This is a genomic window from Candidatus Hydrogenedentota bacterium (assembly GCA_012730045.1).
Taxonomy (GTDB): Bacteria; Hydrogenedentota; Hydrogenedentia; order Hydrogenedentales; family CAITNO01; genus JAAYBR01.
The window spans coordinates 37,383-54,207 of record JAAYBR010000153.1; the positions used below are offsets into that span (position 1 = coordinate 37,383).

General features: G+C 65.9%; 15 protein-coding genes. 6 read left to right on the forward strand and 9 right to left on the reverse strand.

Features of this window, described 5'->3' with window-relative positions; all coding sequences use genetic code 11:
• Nucleotides 1-63: 63 nt before the first annotated feature.
• The 3 genes from GXY15_16630 to GXY15_16640 are packed head-to-tail and all read right to left on the reverse strand — an operon-like array spanning nt 64 to nt 2,257.
• Nucleotides 64-219 (reverse strand): hypothetical protein, encoded by a 156-nt coding sequence (locus GXY15_16630; GenBank protein NLV42839.1) that lies wholly within the window; start codon nt 217-219, stop codon nt 64-66.
• Nucleotides 216-1,484, reverse strand: coding sequence for a helix-turn-helix transcriptional regulator (locus GXY15_16635; protein ID NLV42840.1), 1,269 nt, complete (start codon nt 1,482-1,484; stop codon nt 216-218). The genes GXY15_16630 and GXY15_16635 overlap by 4 nt, the downstream gene beginning before the upstream one ends.
• Nucleotides 1,484-2,257: an MBL fold metallo-hydrolase gene (locus GXY15_16640; protein ID NLV42841.1), complete on the reverse strand. Its 774-nt coding sequence runs from the start codon at nt 2,255-2,257 to the stop codon at nt 1,484-1,486. Before GXY15_16640 ends, GXY15_16635 begins: the two co-directional genes overlap by 1 nt.
• Nucleotides 2,258-2,381: 124 nt before the next feature.
• On the opposite strand from GXY15_16640, the gene GXY15_16645 reads away from it, so the two are divergent.
• The 5 genes from GXY15_16645 (at nt 2,382) to GXY15_16665 (ending at nt 8,416) form a co-directional block, all read left to right on the forward strand.
• The gene (locus GXY15_16645; protein ID NLV42842.1) at nt 2,382-3,512 is read left to right on the forward strand and encodes a hypothetical protein; all 1,131 of its coding nucleotides are present in this window, start codon (nt 2,382-2,384) and stop codon (nt 3,510-3,512) included.
• A gap of 119 nt (nt 3,513-3,631) precedes the next feature.
• Nucleotides 3,632-3,928, forward strand: a complete 297-nt coding sequence (locus tag GXY15_16650) for an amino acid adenylation domain-containing protein (protein ID NLV42843.1) — start codon at nt 3,632-3,634, stop codon at nt 3,926-3,928.
• 118 nt (nt 3,929-4,046) lie between these two features.
• A complete protein-coding gene (locus GXY15_16655) occupies nt 4,047-5,519 on the forward strand; it encodes an O-antigen ligase family protein (GenBank protein ID NLV42844.1) in 1,473 nt (490 codons plus the stop codon).
• The gene (locus tag GXY15_16660; GenBank protein ID NLV42845.1) at nt 5,516-6,994 is read left to right on the forward strand and encodes a lipopolysaccharide biosynthesis protein; all 1,479 of its coding nucleotides are present in this window, start codon (nt 5,516-5,518) and stop codon (nt 6,992-6,994) included. Before GXY15_16655 ends, GXY15_16660 begins: the two co-directional genes overlap by 4 nt.
• Before the next feature lie 3 nt (nt 6,995-6,997).
• On the forward strand, nt 6,998-8,416 hold the full coding sequence (locus tag GXY15_16665; GenBank protein ID NLV42846.1) for a sulfatase: 1,419 nt from the start codon (nt 6,998-7,000) through the stop codon (nt 8,414-8,416).
• Here GXY15_16665 and GXY15_16670 read toward each other — a convergent pair.
• Both GXY15_16670 and GXY15_16675 read right to left on the reverse strand, forming a co-directional pair.
• Entirely contained in the window at nt 8,404-9,237 is an 834-nt protein-coding gene (locus tag GXY15_16670) for a hypothetical protein (protein ID NLV42847.1), read from the reverse strand. The genes GXY15_16665 and GXY15_16670 overlap by 13 nt on opposite strands.
• Nucleotides 9,234-9,923 carry a hypothetical protein gene (locus tag GXY15_16675; GenBank protein ID NLV42848.1) on the reverse strand — a complete coding sequence of 230 codons (690 nt, stop codon included), beginning with the start codon at nt 9,921-9,923 and terminating at the stop codon, nt 9,234-9,236. The genes GXY15_16670 and GXY15_16675 overlap by 4 nt, the downstream gene beginning before the upstream one ends.
• Before the next feature lie 959 nt (nt 9,924-10,882).
• On the opposite strand from GXY15_16675, the gene GXY15_16680 reads away from it, so the two are divergent.
• Nucleotides 10,883-11,338: a transposase gene (locus GXY15_16680; GenBank protein NLV42849.1), complete on the forward strand. Its 456-nt coding sequence runs from the start codon at nt 10,883-10,885 to the stop codon at nt 11,336-11,338.
• 363 nt (nt 11,339-11,701) lie between these two features.
• On the opposite strand, the gene GXY15_16685 is transcribed toward GXY15_16680, so the two are convergent.
• The 4 genes from GXY15_16685 to gpmA all read right to left on the reverse strand — a co-directional run bounded on the left by GXY15_16685 (nt 11,702) and on the right by gpmA (nt 16,413).
• Nucleotides 11,702-13,108 (reverse strand): hypothetical protein, encoded by a 1,407-nt coding sequence (locus GXY15_16685; protein NLV42850.1) that lies wholly within the window; start codon nt 13,106-13,108, stop codon nt 11,702-11,704.
• A gap of 88 nt (nt 13,109-13,196) precedes the next feature.
• Entirely contained in the window at nt 13,197-14,393 is a 1,197-nt protein-coding gene (locus GXY15_16690; GenBank protein NLV42851.1) for an aspartate/tyrosine/aromatic aminotransferase, read from the reverse strand.
• A gap of 131 nt (nt 14,394-14,524) precedes the next feature.
• Entirely contained in the window at nt 14,525-15,376 is an 852-nt protein-coding gene (locus GXY15_16695; GenBank protein NLV42852.1) for a twin-arginine translocation signal domain-containing protein, read from the reverse strand.
• 287 nt (nt 15,377-15,663) lie between these two features.
• Nucleotides 15,664-16,413 (reverse strand): 2,3-diphosphoglycerate-dependent phosphoglycerate mutase, encoded by a 750-nt coding sequence (gpmA, locus tag GXY15_16700; GenBank protein NLV42853.1) that lies wholly within the window; start codon nt 16,411-16,413, stop codon nt 15,664-15,666.
• Between the last annotated feature and the right edge of the window lie 412 nt (nt 16,414-16,825).

Below are 16,825 nucleotides of genomic sequence, written 5' to 3' on the forward strand. Positions count from 1 at the left end.
GCATGGACGGGGCCGGGGGGCGTTGCTGCCGGCAGGTATTGCGGCCGCCTTCCCATGCTTCTCTCACCCGCGCGGGGTGTAGTCGGGGCACTTCAGGGCGTTGGGGCGCTCGCGGCGGGTGCAGGCCTGCCCGTAGTCGTAGCGGCAGTTGTCGCAGAGGAACTCCGTGGGGCAGCGCAGGCGCAGCCACCACTCGCGCAGCCGCTTGAAGAGCCTCATTTCCGTCTCCTTTCGGGGCGCGCGTGCAGGGCGCGGTATTCCGCCGGGCGCATGCCGGTGACTTTGAGGAAGGCGCGGGCGAAATTGCTTGCGTCGGAGAAGCCGACCCGGCGGCCCACCTCGGCCAGGGACGCCCTGGTCCGGCGCAGGAGCGGCTTGGCCTTCTCCGCGCGCACGCAGGCGAGGTAGTCCGAAAAGCTGAGCCCAAAGTTCCGCTGGAGCCGGTGCGTGATTGTCGTGGGGTTCTCGCCCAGTTCGGCGGCCACCTCCGCCAGCGTCACCCGCTGCGCATACCGCGCGAACAGGATGGTGTTAAGCGGGGCGTATTGCAGCCGGGGCCGCAGGACTTGCCGTCCGGCGCCGGGGCGTTTCCCCGGCCACTTCACCGCCCGCAGCACGCGGGCGCCGCCGCCGGCGAGAGCCTCAGCGTCCGGCGCACCGGCCTCAACGTCCGCGGAGAGCTCCGCCAGCACGGACCACGCGCCCGCCGTGTCGCCCCCCGCCTCCCGCGCGGCGGCGAGCGCCTCCGCGAGCCGCTTCAGGAACGCCGCGCTGCGCGTGCGGCGGGTGCCCGTGCGGGCGGCGGCCGCCTCGCCGAGCATGGCCCTGACCTCGGCCCACTTGCCGCCGGAGGCGGCCAGGGCAATGCGGGCGGCGTCGAAGTCCGCGCCCGCATCTTTGCGCCGGGCAGTCCGCCGCGGAGGCGCCGGAAGCGCGGTCTCCTTCGTCGCGGCCTGCTCCTCCGGCGCCGCCTCGGCGGGGAAAGGAGCCCGCGCCAGTTCCTCGAGCGTCCATTCCAAAGCGGCCAGGACGGCGCCGGGGGGTGTGCGCGGAATCTCGGCGACCAGCGGGGCAAGCACACCCTTCTCAGGGGCGCGGCCCCCCGGAAGGGCGGCGAGGGCGCGCCGCACCGCCACGGCCAGCCCGCGGTCCTCTCCGGAGGGAACGTAGGGGCCGAAGGTGAGCATGAGGTCCGAAGCGCCGGGCCACGCGGCAGTGGCGCAGCCCAGCCCCAGATGGCAGAACAGGGTGACGGGGCCGCCCTGCGCGCGCGCCAGTGGCCGCGCCGAGGCGCGGGACCGCGCGCAGGCGGCCTTTCCGGCGGCGGAGCCGCAGGCCGCGCGGCAGACCGCGCATCCGCCCCACCCGGCGGCGAGCGCCTCCGCGGCGCCGCGCAGGCGGTGCACCGCCACGGGCACGCCCGCGACCCGCGCGGCGCGCTCCAGAATCTTCGCGTGGGCGGGCGGCAGCGCGGGGGCGTCCATCAGGCCGACACCTCAAAAAACCGGGACTCCCCGTCCGGCGGGGCGATGATGATCTCGGCGGGGTGGTTCCGAAGCGTCTTCCGGGCGAGCTGGAGCGGAAGGTCCGGCAGGTTGTTCTGCTGGCTGAGGTGAACGAGCACGATAATCTTCAGGTGGTCGTGGGCCAGGTCTTTCAGGAGCCGCATGGCGTCGTGGTTGGACAGGTGGCCGACGCGGCTGCTGATGCGCTGGCGGACCGCGGGGGGATAGGAGCCGGTCCGCAGCATGTCCGGACAGTAGTTGGACTCCAGCACGAGGGCGTGCGCCCCGGCCAGACGGGTCTGGACGAGCTGCGACACATGGCCGAAGTCCGTGGCAAACCCCAGTTTCGTTCCGGAGTTGGTCACGGTGTAGCTCACGGGATCCTCCGCGTCGTGGGAAACGGAGAAACTGCCGACGCTCAGGTTGCCCACGGGCACCGTGTCCCCCGACTCGAAGGGCACCAGATTGGGCAGGCTGCCCAGGCTCTTCGGGAGGGCGTCGCAGGTGCCCGCGCTGGCAAAAATGGGCACCCGGACCTTCCGCGAGAGCACCCCCAGCCCCAGCACATGGTCCGAGTGCTCGTGGGTGACGAACACCGCGTCCAGCCGGTCGGGCGACAGCCCCACGCGGCCCATGCGGTCCACGAGGCGCACATAGCTCAGTCCGTTGTCTATCAGCACGGTCGAGCAGCCGTCGGTGACCACCGTGGCGTTGCCGCTGCTCCCGCTTCCAAGCAAGGCGAATTTCAGCATGATGGGGTTCCAGGAATGAATGCCGCGAAAAGTATAGCAGGCCCGCCGGGGTCGGAGCGGACTTTCCGGCACACCCCGCGCTGCGCTACACTGGCTGCGGAACACGCGACAAGGAGAGTGACCGATGACCGCATTGCTGGCACTGTGTTTTCTGTTCGGCGCGGACGCGCCCTCCGGCTCCTGCCTGACGCGGGTGGCGGCGCTGGTGGCCCGGTGCGCGGAGGACCTTCCCGCGATGCGGGGCCCGGCGGAGGATGCCGCCGCGCGGCTGGCGCGCGGCGGACGGCTGTTCGCCTCGGGCGCACCGGGGATGGTAAGCGAACTGACGGGCCGCGCGGGCGGGTTCATGATGATCCGCCCCCTGGGAAAGGAGATTCCGGGTCCGGACGACGTGGTGCTGCACACGCCCGCGCCCGGCCTGGCCGCGCCGGAGGCGCTGGCGGGGTCGGCGGCTTTTGTGGCCGTGTTCGGCGTGCCGGAACCCGGCCTGGACGCGCCGGTGTTTGAGAGCCATGCGAAGGCGTTCGGCGTGTCGCCGAGCCTGGCGGCGGCGGCGCCCGCGTGGCTGTTCACCGGCGAGCTGATTGCCGCCCTGACGCGGCTGGGAAAGATGCCGGTGCTGTATGAAAGCATCGGGGCCTACGGCGGGAACGCGCGCATGACCCAGTTCAAGCAGGGGGAGATCGCATTCCACGAGAATCCCGGCGTGCCGCCGGTTGCGCCGGGCGTGCTGGGCGCGCGCTACGCCGCGGAGACCGGCCGGATGCTGGGCCGGATCGAGCGGGAGGGGCGGGGAAAGCTGGAAACGGCGGGCAAGTGGGCGCGCGAGGCGCGGGAGGGGGGAAAGAAGCTGTGGATGTACAGCATGGGGCACATTTTCCCCGACGAGGTGGAAAAGACGGCGCTGGGAACAGTCTTCGCCTCCGCGACATGGAACGCCGGGTTCCGGGTGCCGCATCCGGAGGACGTTTATGCCCCCGGAGACTTCATCGCGCACATCGGATACCAGCAGCCGCCGGACACCCTGCTGCGGCGGGCGGTGCCCGCAGGGGCGCGGGTGGCCTATGTGTCTGTGCGGCCCGACCGGGATTTCATGGCGGACGGCGCGGGCGCGGTCTGGGTTGACCCCATGTGGGACTGGCCCGACGCCTGCGTTTCCATCGAGGGGTACGATGTGCCCGCCCTGGCGGCCTCGGGGATCGTGAACGGGGCGGTCGCCTGGGAGATTTACCGGCTTCTAATGTCCGGGGAGTAAGACGGCGGGCCGGTTTTTCGGCCTTAAGTTGCCCCAGAGGGGCTGATGGGGCGATAATATGGGTCCTACACCGATTGCATTGGGCGCCTCTCCGGCGCCTTCCACAGGAGTCTGGAACGATGATCCCCATGATCAACGAGGTGGGCGAGTACTTTATCAGCCACCCCTCCGTTGCGGAAGTCTGCGTGCTGCCCCGCCATGAACAGGCGGGGGGGCTGGTCGCCTTTGTGGTGCTGGCGCCCGGCGCGAAGACAAAACGGGAAAAGCTGGCGGCCTACGCCGCGGAGCGGTTTCCGGGTATCGCCCCCGCCATGAGCGTGGTGCTGCTGCCCGAGATCCCGCGTTCGCGGACCGGTTCCGTGGACCGCATGGCGCTCATGGACGCGTTCGACACGGGCGGACAGAACGTCGCCTGAGGCGGACCGCCTGCGGAGAAACCCCTTCCGGCGCGGTGTTGCGGTCCCTCCGGCGGCTTGGTATGCTGTCCCCGTGACATGACTCCGTTTGCGCCGCAATCCCGGAGACCGCCGTTCCATGGCCGACACCAGAGAAACCGCCGCCGTCCCCCCGTATCAGGCGGGGCTGCTGCTTGCGGGGCTGGCGGCGGCGTCGGTGCTGGCGGTGCTGGCGGGGCTCTCCAGCGAGACGCTGCTGCTGGCCGGGCTGGCGGGGGCGGCGGCGCTGGTGCTGCTTCCCGCGGCCCCCTGGGTTTCGATCATCTTCTTCGGCGCGGCCCTCGGCCTGCGCACGCCCATGAATTTCCACCCCCTGCGCGCGGGGGGATTCCGCTTCTACGGGGGGGACGTCCTCCTGTATCTCGTGGGCGCGACGCTGCTGTTCACTTTTGTGACCGCCGCGCTGGGGAGAAAACCCGCGCTGTTCTCGCTGGAACGGGGGGAGCGCCGGGTGGTGGTGCTGCTGGCGGCGCTGACGGGCTGGGGCGTGGTGTCCATGGCCACAGGCGTCATGAACGGTTGCGAGATCAAGGATGTCCTGGGCGACTTCCGCCGTTTCTTCATCTACTCCTGGGCCCTGCTGCCGCCGCTGTGCCTCGCCACGCGGCGCAGGCATCTGGAGGGCGTGAAGCTGGCCCTGATCGGGGGGTGCGGCGTCGCGTTCCTCTTCGGGCTGTTCCGGCTGGTGACGGGCCGGTATTTCTACCCGAACGACGAGATCAACATCTTCCCGCGCCTGCTGGCGGACGACGAGATTGTCAGTCTGGCGCTGCTGCTCGCCTATCTCACCGCCTTCCTGCTGGCCGAGCGGCCGCGCCCGCTCAAGCTGGCGGCCCTGGGCTTCGCGGCGGCCACGGCGGGGCTCATGTGCTTCAGCGGCTGGCGCATGGGCATCGCGCAGGCGTTGCTCGCGCCCGCCCTCGCCGTGGTGCTCATGGCGCGCAACCGGGGCCGCGGCATTGCGGGGATCGTTCTGCGCCTCGCGCTGGTGGGGGTGATCCTGCTCGCGGGGACCGCAGCGCTCTTCTTCGCCCTGTCCGACCGGGTCGGCCATGTCATGTTCATGTTTCAGGAGCGCCTGACGACTTTCGGCATGCCGTTGATGTCCGACGAGGACACGCGGTTCTACGCCTACCGCGAGGCCCTGTCGCGCTATGCCGAGCATCCCGTCCTGGGCCGGGGGCTGGGCGACCAGCTTTCCTACCCGAAGAAGACCACGTCTGGCACCTTCCTGCGCATCCAGGGCACGACCCACAACATTTTCCTCGACATGCTCTACCAGACGGGACCCGTCGGACTGGGGCTTTTCCTGGCCCTGCACGCGTCTTTCGCCCTGCATTTTCTGCGGCGGATACGGCAGGTGCCGCGCGCCCATGAGCCCGTGACCGTGGGGCTGGTCGCCGGGTACCTCTGCACCATGGCGCACTACTGCTACGAGCCCGCATGGGTCTCCGGCATGATCGTCCTGTACTACGCGATCGGTTTCTCGCTGGTCTTCCTCCGGGAAGCGCCGGAAGGGGACGAAAGCGCCGCCGACGGGGCCGCCGCATGAGCCGGTTCTCGTCCACGCTCTTCCACACGGCGGTCTACATGGCCGGTCTCATCCTGAACCGGGGCGTGGCCTTCCTGCTGGTGCCGCTGTTCACCCGCATCTTCACCCCCGAGGCCTTCACCAAGTGGGACCTCTGCACGACCACGCTGATCCTGCTCTTCCCCGTGCTGGACCTCGGCATGAGCCCGGCGGTGGTCCGCATCTACCACGACCATGAGTCGGAGAAGGACCGCGGGCGCGTCTTCAGCACGGGGCTTCTCTTTGTGCTGGCAGCCCACGTGCTGATTGTCGGCGCGGGGTTCCTCTTCGCGCGGCCCCTCGCCGCGATGATTTTCCGCGACGCCGCGGACGCGGACCTCGTGCGGATTGTCTTCCTGTCCGCCGCCGTCACGGCCTACGGCAAGCAGGCGCTGTCGCTGCTGCGCACCATGCAGCGCAGCGTGCTGTTCTCCATGCTCAACCTGGTGCGCGGCGTGGCCGGGCCGCTGGCGATTCTGCTCCTGGTGGCGTGGCTGGGGCAGGGGGTCGCCGGGGCGCTCTGGGGCGACCTGTTCGGCCTGACAGTGCTGGCCGCGGCCGCGCTGTGGGTGTGCCGCGGCCATCTTCGGCCCGAGTTCAGCCCGGGCATGCTGCGGTCGCTGCTGGCCTTCGGGCTGCCGACCATCCCCATGAGCGTGACCGTGGGCATCCTCACCGTGGCGGACCGCTACTTCCTCGCGCGGATGTTCACGCTGGAGGAGATGGCCCCGTACAGCCTGGGCTTCAAGATCGGCACGCTCATGGCGCTGTTCACGCAGTCCATCCAGCTTTCCTGGCCGCCGGCGGCCTTCGCCATGATCCTCCGCCCGGACGGCAAGGCGGAGATCGCCCGCGCCGCGCACTGGCTCAACCTGCTCATGTTCTTCTGCGCCACGGGCGTCACCTGCGCCGCGCCCGAGCTGCTCCGGATCTTCGCGCCCGCCGAGGGCTACGCCGGCGCGCTGGGGATCATCCCGTGGATCGCCTACTCCTACGCCGTCCACGGCGCGGTGCAGGTGGTCAACATCGGCATCGGCATCTCCAAGCGCATGGCCTGGGCGGCCGCGGCCACCTGCGGCGCGGCGGCGGCGAAGATCGCCGTCACCTACTGGTTCATCGTGCACTTCGGCCTGGCCGGCGCCGCCGTGTCCACCCTGGCGGCCTTCGGGCTGGAACTCCTGCTCACCTGGGTCATCGCGCAGCACATCGTGCATCCGCTGCCCTTCGACACCAAACGCATGCTCGGGCTGTACGCCCTGTCCGGCGCGGCCCTCGCCGCCAGCTTCCCGCTGTTCACCCTGCCCTATGCGTGGTCGCTGCCCGCGCGCGGTCTGCTGCTGGCAGTCTTCGCGCTGGCCTGTCTGTTCGGGCTGCTCAACCGCGCGGACCGCGCCGCCCTCGCCCACGCCGGACAGGCGCTAGCACGAAAGGCGCGGGGACGCGTCTCCGGAGGATGACGCATGAAACGCCGTGAATTTCTGGGGACGGTCGGGGCGGGGCTGATGGCCGCCGCAAACCGCGCCTGCGGAGCGCCAGCGAAGAAGCCAAACCTGGTGTTTGTCTTCGCGGACCAGTGGCGGGCGCAGGCTTTCGGATACGCGGGCGACCCGAACGCCGTCACGCCAAACCTGGACCGGCTCGCGGGGCAGAGCGTTAACTTCACCCATGCCGTGTCGGGGTGCCCCGTGTGCTCGCCCTACCGCGCCAGCCTGCTGACGGGGCAGTACTGGCTGACCCACGGCATCTTCCTGAACGACGTGCCCCTGCGCGACGACGCGGTGTCCTTCGCCGAGGCGCTGAACGGCGCGGGCTACGGCACGGCGTACATCGGCAAGTGGCATCTGGACGGGCGGGGCCGCTCGTCGTTCATTCCGCCGGAGCGGCGGCAGGGTTTCGGCTACTGGCGCGTGCAGGAATGCACGCACGACTACAACCATTCGCAGTATTACGCGGACAGCCCGGAGCCCCGGCTGTGGGAGGGCTACGACGCGGACGCCCAGACGGACGATGCGCTGGCCTGGATCAAGGGCGCGGCGGCGGAAGAAAGACCCTTTGCCCTGTTCCTGTCGTGGGGGCCGCCGCACAACCCCTATGAGACCGCCCCGGAACGCTGGAAGGCGCGGTTCTCGCCCGACACCATCACCCTGCGACCCAATGTCCCGGAGGAAATGGCGGGGCGCGCGCGGAAGGATTTGGCGGGGTATTACGCCCACGCGGGCGCGCTGGACGAGAACATGGGCCGCATCCTGGACTTCCTCGACGCGCAGGGGCTTGCGGACGACACGATCCTGGTCTTCACGTCGGACCACGGCGACATGCTCGGATCGCAGGGCATGGAGCGCAAGCAGAAACCCTACGACGAGTCCATCCGCGTGCCGTTCCTGCTGCGCTGGCCCGCGGGGCTGGGAAAGGCGGGCCGCGCGCTGGACACGCCGCTGAACACCCCTGACATTATGCCGACCCTGCTCGGCCTCGCGGGGGCGGAGATTCCGGCGGCCGCCGAGGGCCGCGACTTCTCGCGCGCCCTGCGGGAGGGGAAACGGCCCGACGGCGACGCCGCGCTCATCCTGTGCGCCCATCCCTTCGGCGAGTGGGTCCGCACGCGCGGCGGCCGGGAGTACCGGGGCGTGCGCACGGCGCGGCACACCTACGTCCGCAGCCTCGACGGCCCCTGGCTCCTCTACGACAACGAGGCCGACCCGTACCAGCAGCGCAACCTCTGCGGCGTGAAGGAATACCGGCAGGTGCAGGAAGAGCTGGACACGCGCCTGAAAAAAATCCTAGCCGCACGCAACGACGCCTTCCTCCCCGGCGACGCGTACGTCCGCCAGTTCGGGTACACCGTGGACGACACGGGCACCGTGCGCTACACGCCCTGAGACGCGGTACTCATTGCCTTGGCACCTATTTGTGCACTGGAAAACAATTGTGTCGGAAATTCTATCTTTACATCATAATTAGTAAAAGAATAGATTGTCTTAAACCATCGCTGAGTGGCATTACGTACATCACTTATGAACTCTGGATCGGAATACACATCTGTCATTATCTTATTCTCACACCACTCTTTTACTCTATTAATGCCCTCTTGCGGCACAGGCTTTTGTCCACCCGCCCATTGCGGCCACCCTCCAGGAACGCTTTCATCCCACACAAAAGAATAGTCTGTTTCACGCCGAGTGTCACATGTCAGGACAGGCAACTGCACATGAATAACACCATCCTCCAAGGAAACCTGCACTTTTCTAAGATCAAGCTTGGCAAGGATAGTAACTGTCGCCACATAGTCCAAAAAATAACTCCCCTTATCTAACAAATTCCCGCGTTCATCCTCAATATTCGCATTTTCGTCGATCCAAAATCCGCCCTTATCATTTTCTTTTTTCGGATCATTTCTGTAAGAAGACATAGTCTGATATAGAACCAATTCACCCGTCTTACTGATAGACTCAAGCGTTGCCTGTAGTTCTGATGGACGAAATATATATTCGCGAGGTGCTCGCGTGAAGGAAAACAGATTCGCAAGACTCATCGTTCCATAAATAAACAGACAGCACAATAACAAAATAGTGGCCACCGTTCCAACGGTACTCAGCCAGCCGACCCCCAACACCGTCATCCAAAAACGCATCGTGAGACGGAAAATGCCCATTACCGACTTTCCAAGAAAGAAGAACGCGGCCTTGACTAGCGTGATCATTGTGAAATCTCCTTCTCGACGGGCAACTCAATAGTTCTTGGAGACAATACGCCCTCTTGATATGGCTTTGGGGCAGTATTCCACTTTATCTCAAGCTCCATCCCTGCGTCGTGCAGAATTGGATTTAGGAGAGAGCAAAGAATCTCCTCCGATTGAATCTTCATGCTTGGGATTAACTCACTCATGAGTTTGTCGCCAATCACACTTGAATTCTTGACTAAATATGACTCAATCTTGTGATCCAAATCTCCCCTTGGCACAGAACCGCTAAACCACCCTTCCCCTTTTACTGCCAAGATACCAATCTTCTTATCAGAACCACCCGTTGTCAGTGTCTTGCTTGAAAGCATAGTTGGCTCGTCTAAGACAACGACCATTCTATTCGATGGCATTGAAGGGGATTCAATGGTCAAATCCGAAAGCTGGATTCCATAAGTAATTTTTAGTCGCGCGCGGTATAGGACTTCTTTCGTATATTTGTCTTTCGGACCACTGCTTTGACCTAGAGGCACATTGACTTCTTCATCGTTATCTTCATCCTTGGGCTCTGCATATCCGCGAACGAGCACATCAAATACCGCCTCTTGAAGCTCGAGGTTATTAACGGAGAGCCCTGTTAATACCTTAACAGCTTGACTCTTACCCCCCCCGTCCCGTCCACACAACCTTGCAATGTTGTTGTACATAGCGTGGCGATGCATAGAAATGTCAGAGAGACGTTGGTTACTCTGTAATCTCTGCGCACAGTTTTCTGTGTGCACTTCCTATCAGGGGCTACGTAACGTACCATCTTGTCCTCCTGACTCCTCTTTGGCCTATGTGCGCTATTAGACGCCGTGACTCTCAGTCCCTAGCATCGAACCGACCGTGATGGTAGCACAAGTTCAAGCATTTGTCAAGCCTTTTGTGATGGATCGCCCAAGAATTTTGCGCCGGAACGGTGAACCGGTTTGGCCGTAGTGCCTGATGACATCCTTACCTTCGATGTTGCGCGCTCCCCCCGCCTGCACGGCAGAACACCGCCGCGACATCAGTTGAACTCAGCTTTGAGTCTCAGTACACTGTCCGGACAAGCCAATTTTGGAGGTCTCAGCGATTGAACCCATGCAGGAGGGTAAGCATGGCTACTGGAACATATCGAGTTACGGAGAGGAAATGTGCGACGTGCCGCTACTGGGAAGCTGCGGATAGGCGGGTTACCTTCACGAAGGACAAACCGACCTATGTGATTTGTCCTGTGGGAAACTGCCGCTGCCTGGCGCAAGGAAACCGGACATCGCGTGCCACAGACCATTGCGTTCGCTGGGCATTGTGGGAGAAACTAGGGTAGGAGACGGCATCTTGATTTCAATCTAGCCACCAGTGCAAAGACGCCATTAGGAGCTACCTTCTTCGGTCAGCCCATGGCCGGAAATGGGTTGCCTCAAATCTGTGATCCCTTGAAGGACCATCAAGCCGGCAGCCCTCTTCAACACCAAAGGTGTTGCCGAATATAGCCCAGGTCAAGCCGCCGCCCGAAGGGCCAGGCTTGCCCTGGGTAAAGACGCACAGTAGCACCTGCCCTGTAGGGGCATCCGAAATTCCGCTCACACCCCCGATCCGGTGCCTGTGCTACATTCGTGGCAACCGCAGAAAGGAGGAACTCATGCCGCAATCTCTCGCGCATCTTGCGCTTCATGTTGTCTTTTCGACAAAGGACCGGAAAGCATGGATTGAACCCTCCTCCTTCAGGGAAGAGCTGCACGCGTTTCTCGGAGGGGTATTACGGGGGCACCAATGCCCGCCGCTTGCGGTGGGCGGCACAGGCGACCATGTCCATTTTCTCTGCCTCCTGTCGCGGACAATAACGGTGGCGGACCTAGTGCGCGTGGCCAAGCGCGCGGTCACCGTCTGGGCACGGCAGCACGGCCCGGAACACGCGGGCTTTCAATGGCAGAACGGCTACGGGGCGTTTTCCGTGAGTGCGTCCAACGAAGACCATGTGCGGGCCTATATCGTGCGCCAGGAGGCGCACCACGAGAAGATGGACTACAAGGCGGAGCTGCGGGAGTTGCTGGCGCGGCACGGGGTCGCGTATGACGAGCAGTATGTGTGGGATTGAATTTCGGATGCCCCTTCAGGGCATTTTTCAGTAAAGGCCCTGACCCAGGGCAAGCCTGGCCCTTCGGGCGGCGGCATGCCCTGGGCTATATTCGGCTGTCCCTTCGGGACAAACACGGCGGCGAAACAGATCAAGCCCATGCGAAGAGTTTTTCCATCAGCGCGTCCGCACGGGACCCGAAGTAGACGGCATGGAGGCGGTTCACCTCGGGACGATGTTCAGGAGTTCTTCGTTGTATAGGGGGAACGGCAAGAAGGCATCCCGGGTCGCCCATCTGCCGGCAGGCCCCGGGTCGCGCCGAAAAAAGGAAACGGCCCGTCCTTTATGGACGGGCCGTTGCGCTTTCGGGGAATGTCCGGTGCCTCAGACGGGCAGCACCTCGTAACCGAGGTACTTCTCGAAGGCCTCGCGCACGGGGGCGGCGACGCTGCCCATGGCGACGGCGGTGTGGTGGCGGTGCCCCGCGTAGCCGATGCGCATGAGGGACTCCTGGAGGTCCGGGAACTCCGCGACGCCGGCGCAGCCGAAGAAGTCGTCCGGCACGGGATCCGCGGTGAAGCGCCCCTCGCCGAGGTAGAACTTCAGGCGGCCGTCCTCCGTGATGAGGTTGCCAAAGGACATGGGGCCGGGGGCGATGCGGCCGGTGTTGCAGCCGTAGGCGCAGCCCTTGCCGACGGAGTTGGCGAGGATGGCGTGGTCGGTGATGCGCCCCTTGGCGGTCATCATGGCCTGGGGCACGGGCCCGCAGTGGAACAGGATGCACTTGTTGTCGTCGCCGCCGTAGTTGTTGTTCCAGTCGAGGCAGGTGGCGACGCCGTTGGACGCGGCGGCCAGGGCGCGCATGGTGACGGCGCTGCCGCAGTCCACCTCGCAGGCGACGGTGATGCCGCGGTTGTTCATCTCGCTGAGGAGGACGCAGGGGGAGATGCCGAGCTGGCGCTGGAGCTCGATCCAGCAGCGGACGGCCATGGCGTCCAGCTTCAGCTCGTCCACCAGCGTGTCCAGCACGACGCCGAGGCGCACGATGCCGTCGAAGGCGCGCTTGGGCGTGCGGCCCCAGTTGGAGTAGCCCTTGAGCAGGGCGGCCTTGTCCTTCACCGCCTTGTCCGACGCCTTGAGCGCGTTCATGCGGGCGAAGACCTCGGACATGTCCAGGGTCTCCATGGTGATGCCGCGGCGCTGGAGGGCGATCTCGTCAATGCGGACGGTCTTGAAGTCCGTGGTGCGCGCGCCAATCGCGCCGAGGACCATGGAGCGCATGGCCTTCACCGTGCGGCAGAGCCGGTCGAAATAGTCCACGTTCTCCGCGAAGCGCGGGTCGGACGGATGGACGGTGTGCGGCTTGAGCACCGTAAACTCCAGCCCGTACTGGTGGAACACGTCCATGATGGAGAACTTGCCGCAGAAGGCGTCGCGGCGCAGCTCGGGGGCCATCTTGTCGAGGTCGTCCGGATAGGCCTGGATGAGGATCGGCACCCCGGCGTTCTGCAGCGCCGCCACGGCGCCCGTCTCGTCGCCGAAGTTCGGCAGGCACAGGATGACGCCGTCGTACTTGCCCGCGTTGCGGCGCAGGAAGTTCGCGTACACCTCGCCCTCCGCCGGGGTCTGCACCGCGCCGTGGCGCGTGGCGTCCGCGTCCAGCGCGATCACCTTGTGCCCCAGCTTCTGGAGCGTCTCGGTCATTTCCTTGCGCGCGCCCGCCTGCAGCGACGCCGGGAAAAACCCGCGGTTACCGAAAAACAGCGCAAACGTGCTTTTGGCCTGCTTCATGACGAAATCCTCTCGTTTTGGTTGCCTGCAAACCCTGACTGTCCACGCCGGCGTTCCGCCGCCGGCGACACCTCTCACTGGCTGCGGGTCAGCCCGCCAGCACCGCCGCGATGGCCGAGCAGATCCGGTCCATGTTGGACGGCGTCATGCCCGCGACGTTGATGCGGCCGGAGCCGACGATGTACAGCGCGTCTTTTTCGCGCAGCGCGGTCACCTGGTCCTTCGTCAGGCCGGAGAAGGAGAACATGCCCTTCTGGCGGGTGATGAAGGAGAAGTCCCGGTCCACGCCCTTCGCCTTGAGCGTCTCCACAAAAAGCTGGCGCATGCCGTTGATGCGGCCGCACATCTCCACCAGTTCCGACTCCCACAGGGCGCGAAGCTCCGCGTCGTTGAGGATGGTGGACACGACAAGCCCGCCGTGGGCCGGCGGGTTGGAGTAGTTCGTGCGGACGGCCTTCTCCATCTGGCTGAAGGCGCGGGCCGCCGTGTCGGCGCTGCCGCCCACGAGAATCAGCCCGCCGCAGCGCTCGCGGTAGAGTCCGAAGTTCTTCGAGAACGACGTGCAGATGAGCAGTTCCGGCAGCGCCTCCGTGAGCGTGCGCACGCCGAAGGCGTCCCGCTCCAGGCCGTCGCCGAAGCCCTGGTACGCGAAGTCCACCAGGGGCAGCCAGCCGCGCCGCGCGGCGATCTCCGCAATGGTTTTCCAATGCCCCGGCTCCGGGTCGAGACCGCTGGGGTTGTGGCAGCACGCGTGCAGCAGCACGACGTCCTCGGCCGGAACGGCCTCCAGGGCGGCGAAGAACGCGTCCGCCGCCAGCCCCTTCGTCGCCGCGTCGTAGTAGGCGTAGGACTTCACGGCGTGGCCCGCCGCCTGGAAAACCGCCGGGTGGTTCGCCCAGGTCGGGTCGCTCATCCACACCGTGCGCGCGCCGTAGCCGCGCGTGAGGAAATCCGCCGCCACGCGCAGGGCCGCCGTGCCGCCGGGGGTGTGGGCCGCGCGCGCCCGCCCGCCCAGGGCCGCCGCGCCCGCCCCGCCGAACACGGTGCGGATCACCGCCTCCGCGTAGGCCGGGTCGCCCGTGATGGGCATGTAGTTCTTGGTGCTCTCCGTGTCGAGCAGCCGCCGCTCCGCCGCCTTCACCGACTTCAGCACGGGGGTCTGGTTGTCCGCGTCCTTGTACACGCCCACGCCCAGGTTGATCTTCTCCGGGCGGGGGTCCTTCTTGAAGGCTTCAGTAAGGCCGAGAATCGCGTCGGGGGGTGCCATTTCCAGTCGTTCAAACACGGGGAGTCTCCAAGTTTGTGCGGTCGGGGGAGACGGCCCGCGCATCAAACCAGCCCGGTGCGCGGGCCGCTCCGTGGCCGTCCATCTTAGCAACTATGCCCCCCGGGGGACAACCATTCCGCTGGCGCGGGTCAGGACGCGCGGCCCGTAAGGATTTCCCGGCAAGACACGCCGCCGGGGGTCAGACGCGCCAGCAGAAAACCCACCGGCGCATTGCCCCCGTTCCAGCAGCAGGACCGCACCTGCCACACGTGGGACTTGCCGTTGCTGTACTCCTCCGTGGGCGTGTGCAGGTGGCCGAAGAAGGCCGCGTCCGGGCCCTTCTCCCGCAGGAGCGCGTTCATCCAGCGGGAGTCGTTGCGGTTCAGGTGCATCTCGCGGTCCTCGCCGCCGCGCTCCACGGGGATGTGGGCGAAGAGCACCTTGCGCGGCTCCGGGGCGGAAAGCTCCGCCTCCAGCCACTCGCACTGGCCGCGCGGGCGGATGTTCTCGGAGCAGAGCGTGCCGATGTGCTCGCCCCCCAGCCCGGCGTCGCACAGGGAAATGAACCGCGCGCCCTTGTGGGTGAAGCTGTAATAGTCGGAGGGCTCGCCGTTCACCGTGAAGTCGCCGGGGAACGCCCCGCGCAGGGCCCTGCGCTGGACCGGCGTGGACTCGTGGTTGCCGAAGGTGACATGCACGGGATACGGCACCTCCTTCAGCAGGGGGAGAAAGGCGTCCGCATGCAGGTCGCCCAGCACCAGGACAAAGTCCGGCTGCTCCGCCGCCGGCAGGGTTTTCATCGCCTCCACGCACCGCAGAAAACGGTCCGCCCCCGTCCCGAGGGCCTCCATGCCCTTGCGCGGCCCCTCCGCGCAGTGCGGGTCCGCCACCACGGCGAAGCAGAATTCCTCTCCGGCCTCTGCGGCGCGCGCGGCGCCCCCGGCGAACGCCCCGGCCAGCGCGGCTCCCCCCAGCCCCTTCAGGAAATCACGGCGGTCCATGGGAAAGCTCCTGTTGCCCGCGCGGCCCCCGCCGCGCGCGGCGTCCCGGCAGGATAGCAGATTCCCGCCCGGACCCGAAAGGGAACCTCCGACCAATCGGACGGATCCGTCGGATCGGTCGGATCAATTCTCCTGGCTTCGTCCGACTCGTCCGACCTGTCCGACCAATCAGTCGCAGCGAGCGAGCCCTCCCCATCACCGTTCATCACTGTTCATCGGTGGTTAAAAAAAAGAGGCGGGCCCCGCGGCGCGGGACCCGCTCCGTTCTTGCGTTTGTCTCCGGGGGGTTACTTCCCGGCCTTGCCCTGGTTGGCGACGGCCTCCGCCGCCCGCTTCGCGGCCTCGGGGTCGCCGAGGTAGCGGCTGGAAACCGGCTTCAGGTCGGCGTCCAGCTCGTACATGAGCGGGATGCCCGTGGGGATGTTCAGGGAGATGATGTCGGCGTCGGAGATGCCGTCGAGGTACTTCACCAGGGCGCGCAGGCTGTTGCCGTGGGCGACGATGATGACGCGCTTGCCCGCGGCCACCTGCGGCGCGATGACCTCGGTCCAGTAGGGCACGAAGCGCGCGATGGTGTCCTTGAGGCTTTCCGTGCGGGGAAGCTGCTCCTTTGTCAGGTCGGCGTAGCGGCGGTCATGGCCGGGGAAGCGCGGGTCGCTCTCCTCCAGTTCCGGCGGCGCGATGTCGAAGGCCCGGCGCCAGATCTTCACCTGCTCCTCGCCGTGCTTCGCCGCCGTCTCGGCCTTGTTCAGCCCCTGCAGTCCGCCGTAGTGGCGCTCGTTCAGCCGCCAGTTGCGGACCACGGGCACCCACATCTGGTCCAGCTCGTCCATGGCGATCTGCATCGTGCGGATGGCGCGCTTCAGCACCGACGTGTACACCAGGTCGAACTCGAACCCCTCCTCCTTCAGGAGTTTCCCGGCCGCGGCGGCCTCCTGACGGCCCTGGTCGCTCAGGTCCACATCCGTCCAGCCCGTGAACCGGTTGTCGAGGTTCCAAGTGCTCTGTCCATGGCGCAACAACACAACCTTGTGCATGACTCGCTCGCTCCTGTGAGGGTGGTTTTCCGTGACCGGCACGGGGGAAGCGCGGCGCCCGCCGCGTCCGCATAGAATGCCCGAAACCGCCGGAAAAAGTCAAGAAAAGCGCGAGAATGAGGCAGCGAAGGGAGACTAAATATCGTTCTCACCCAGAGTACTGTGCAAGGTCTCGACAGAAAAACCGGTAAGTGAAGAAAACACATGTAGGCCGTCCGAAAGAGACCCACCGTAAGCCCTTAACCAAACAGGAGGGCTGTCCGGCCGTGTATCGATCCAAGCCGTATCTGCTCCATCCTGTCCCCCATGCTGACTCGCAATCCGGTGCTCGACCTTCCACAAACGGAGGATGTCCGCCTTTGGTATTACCCAGCAGTGGGCGTCGAATGGGGAAATTCCGAGGCAAAAGGCA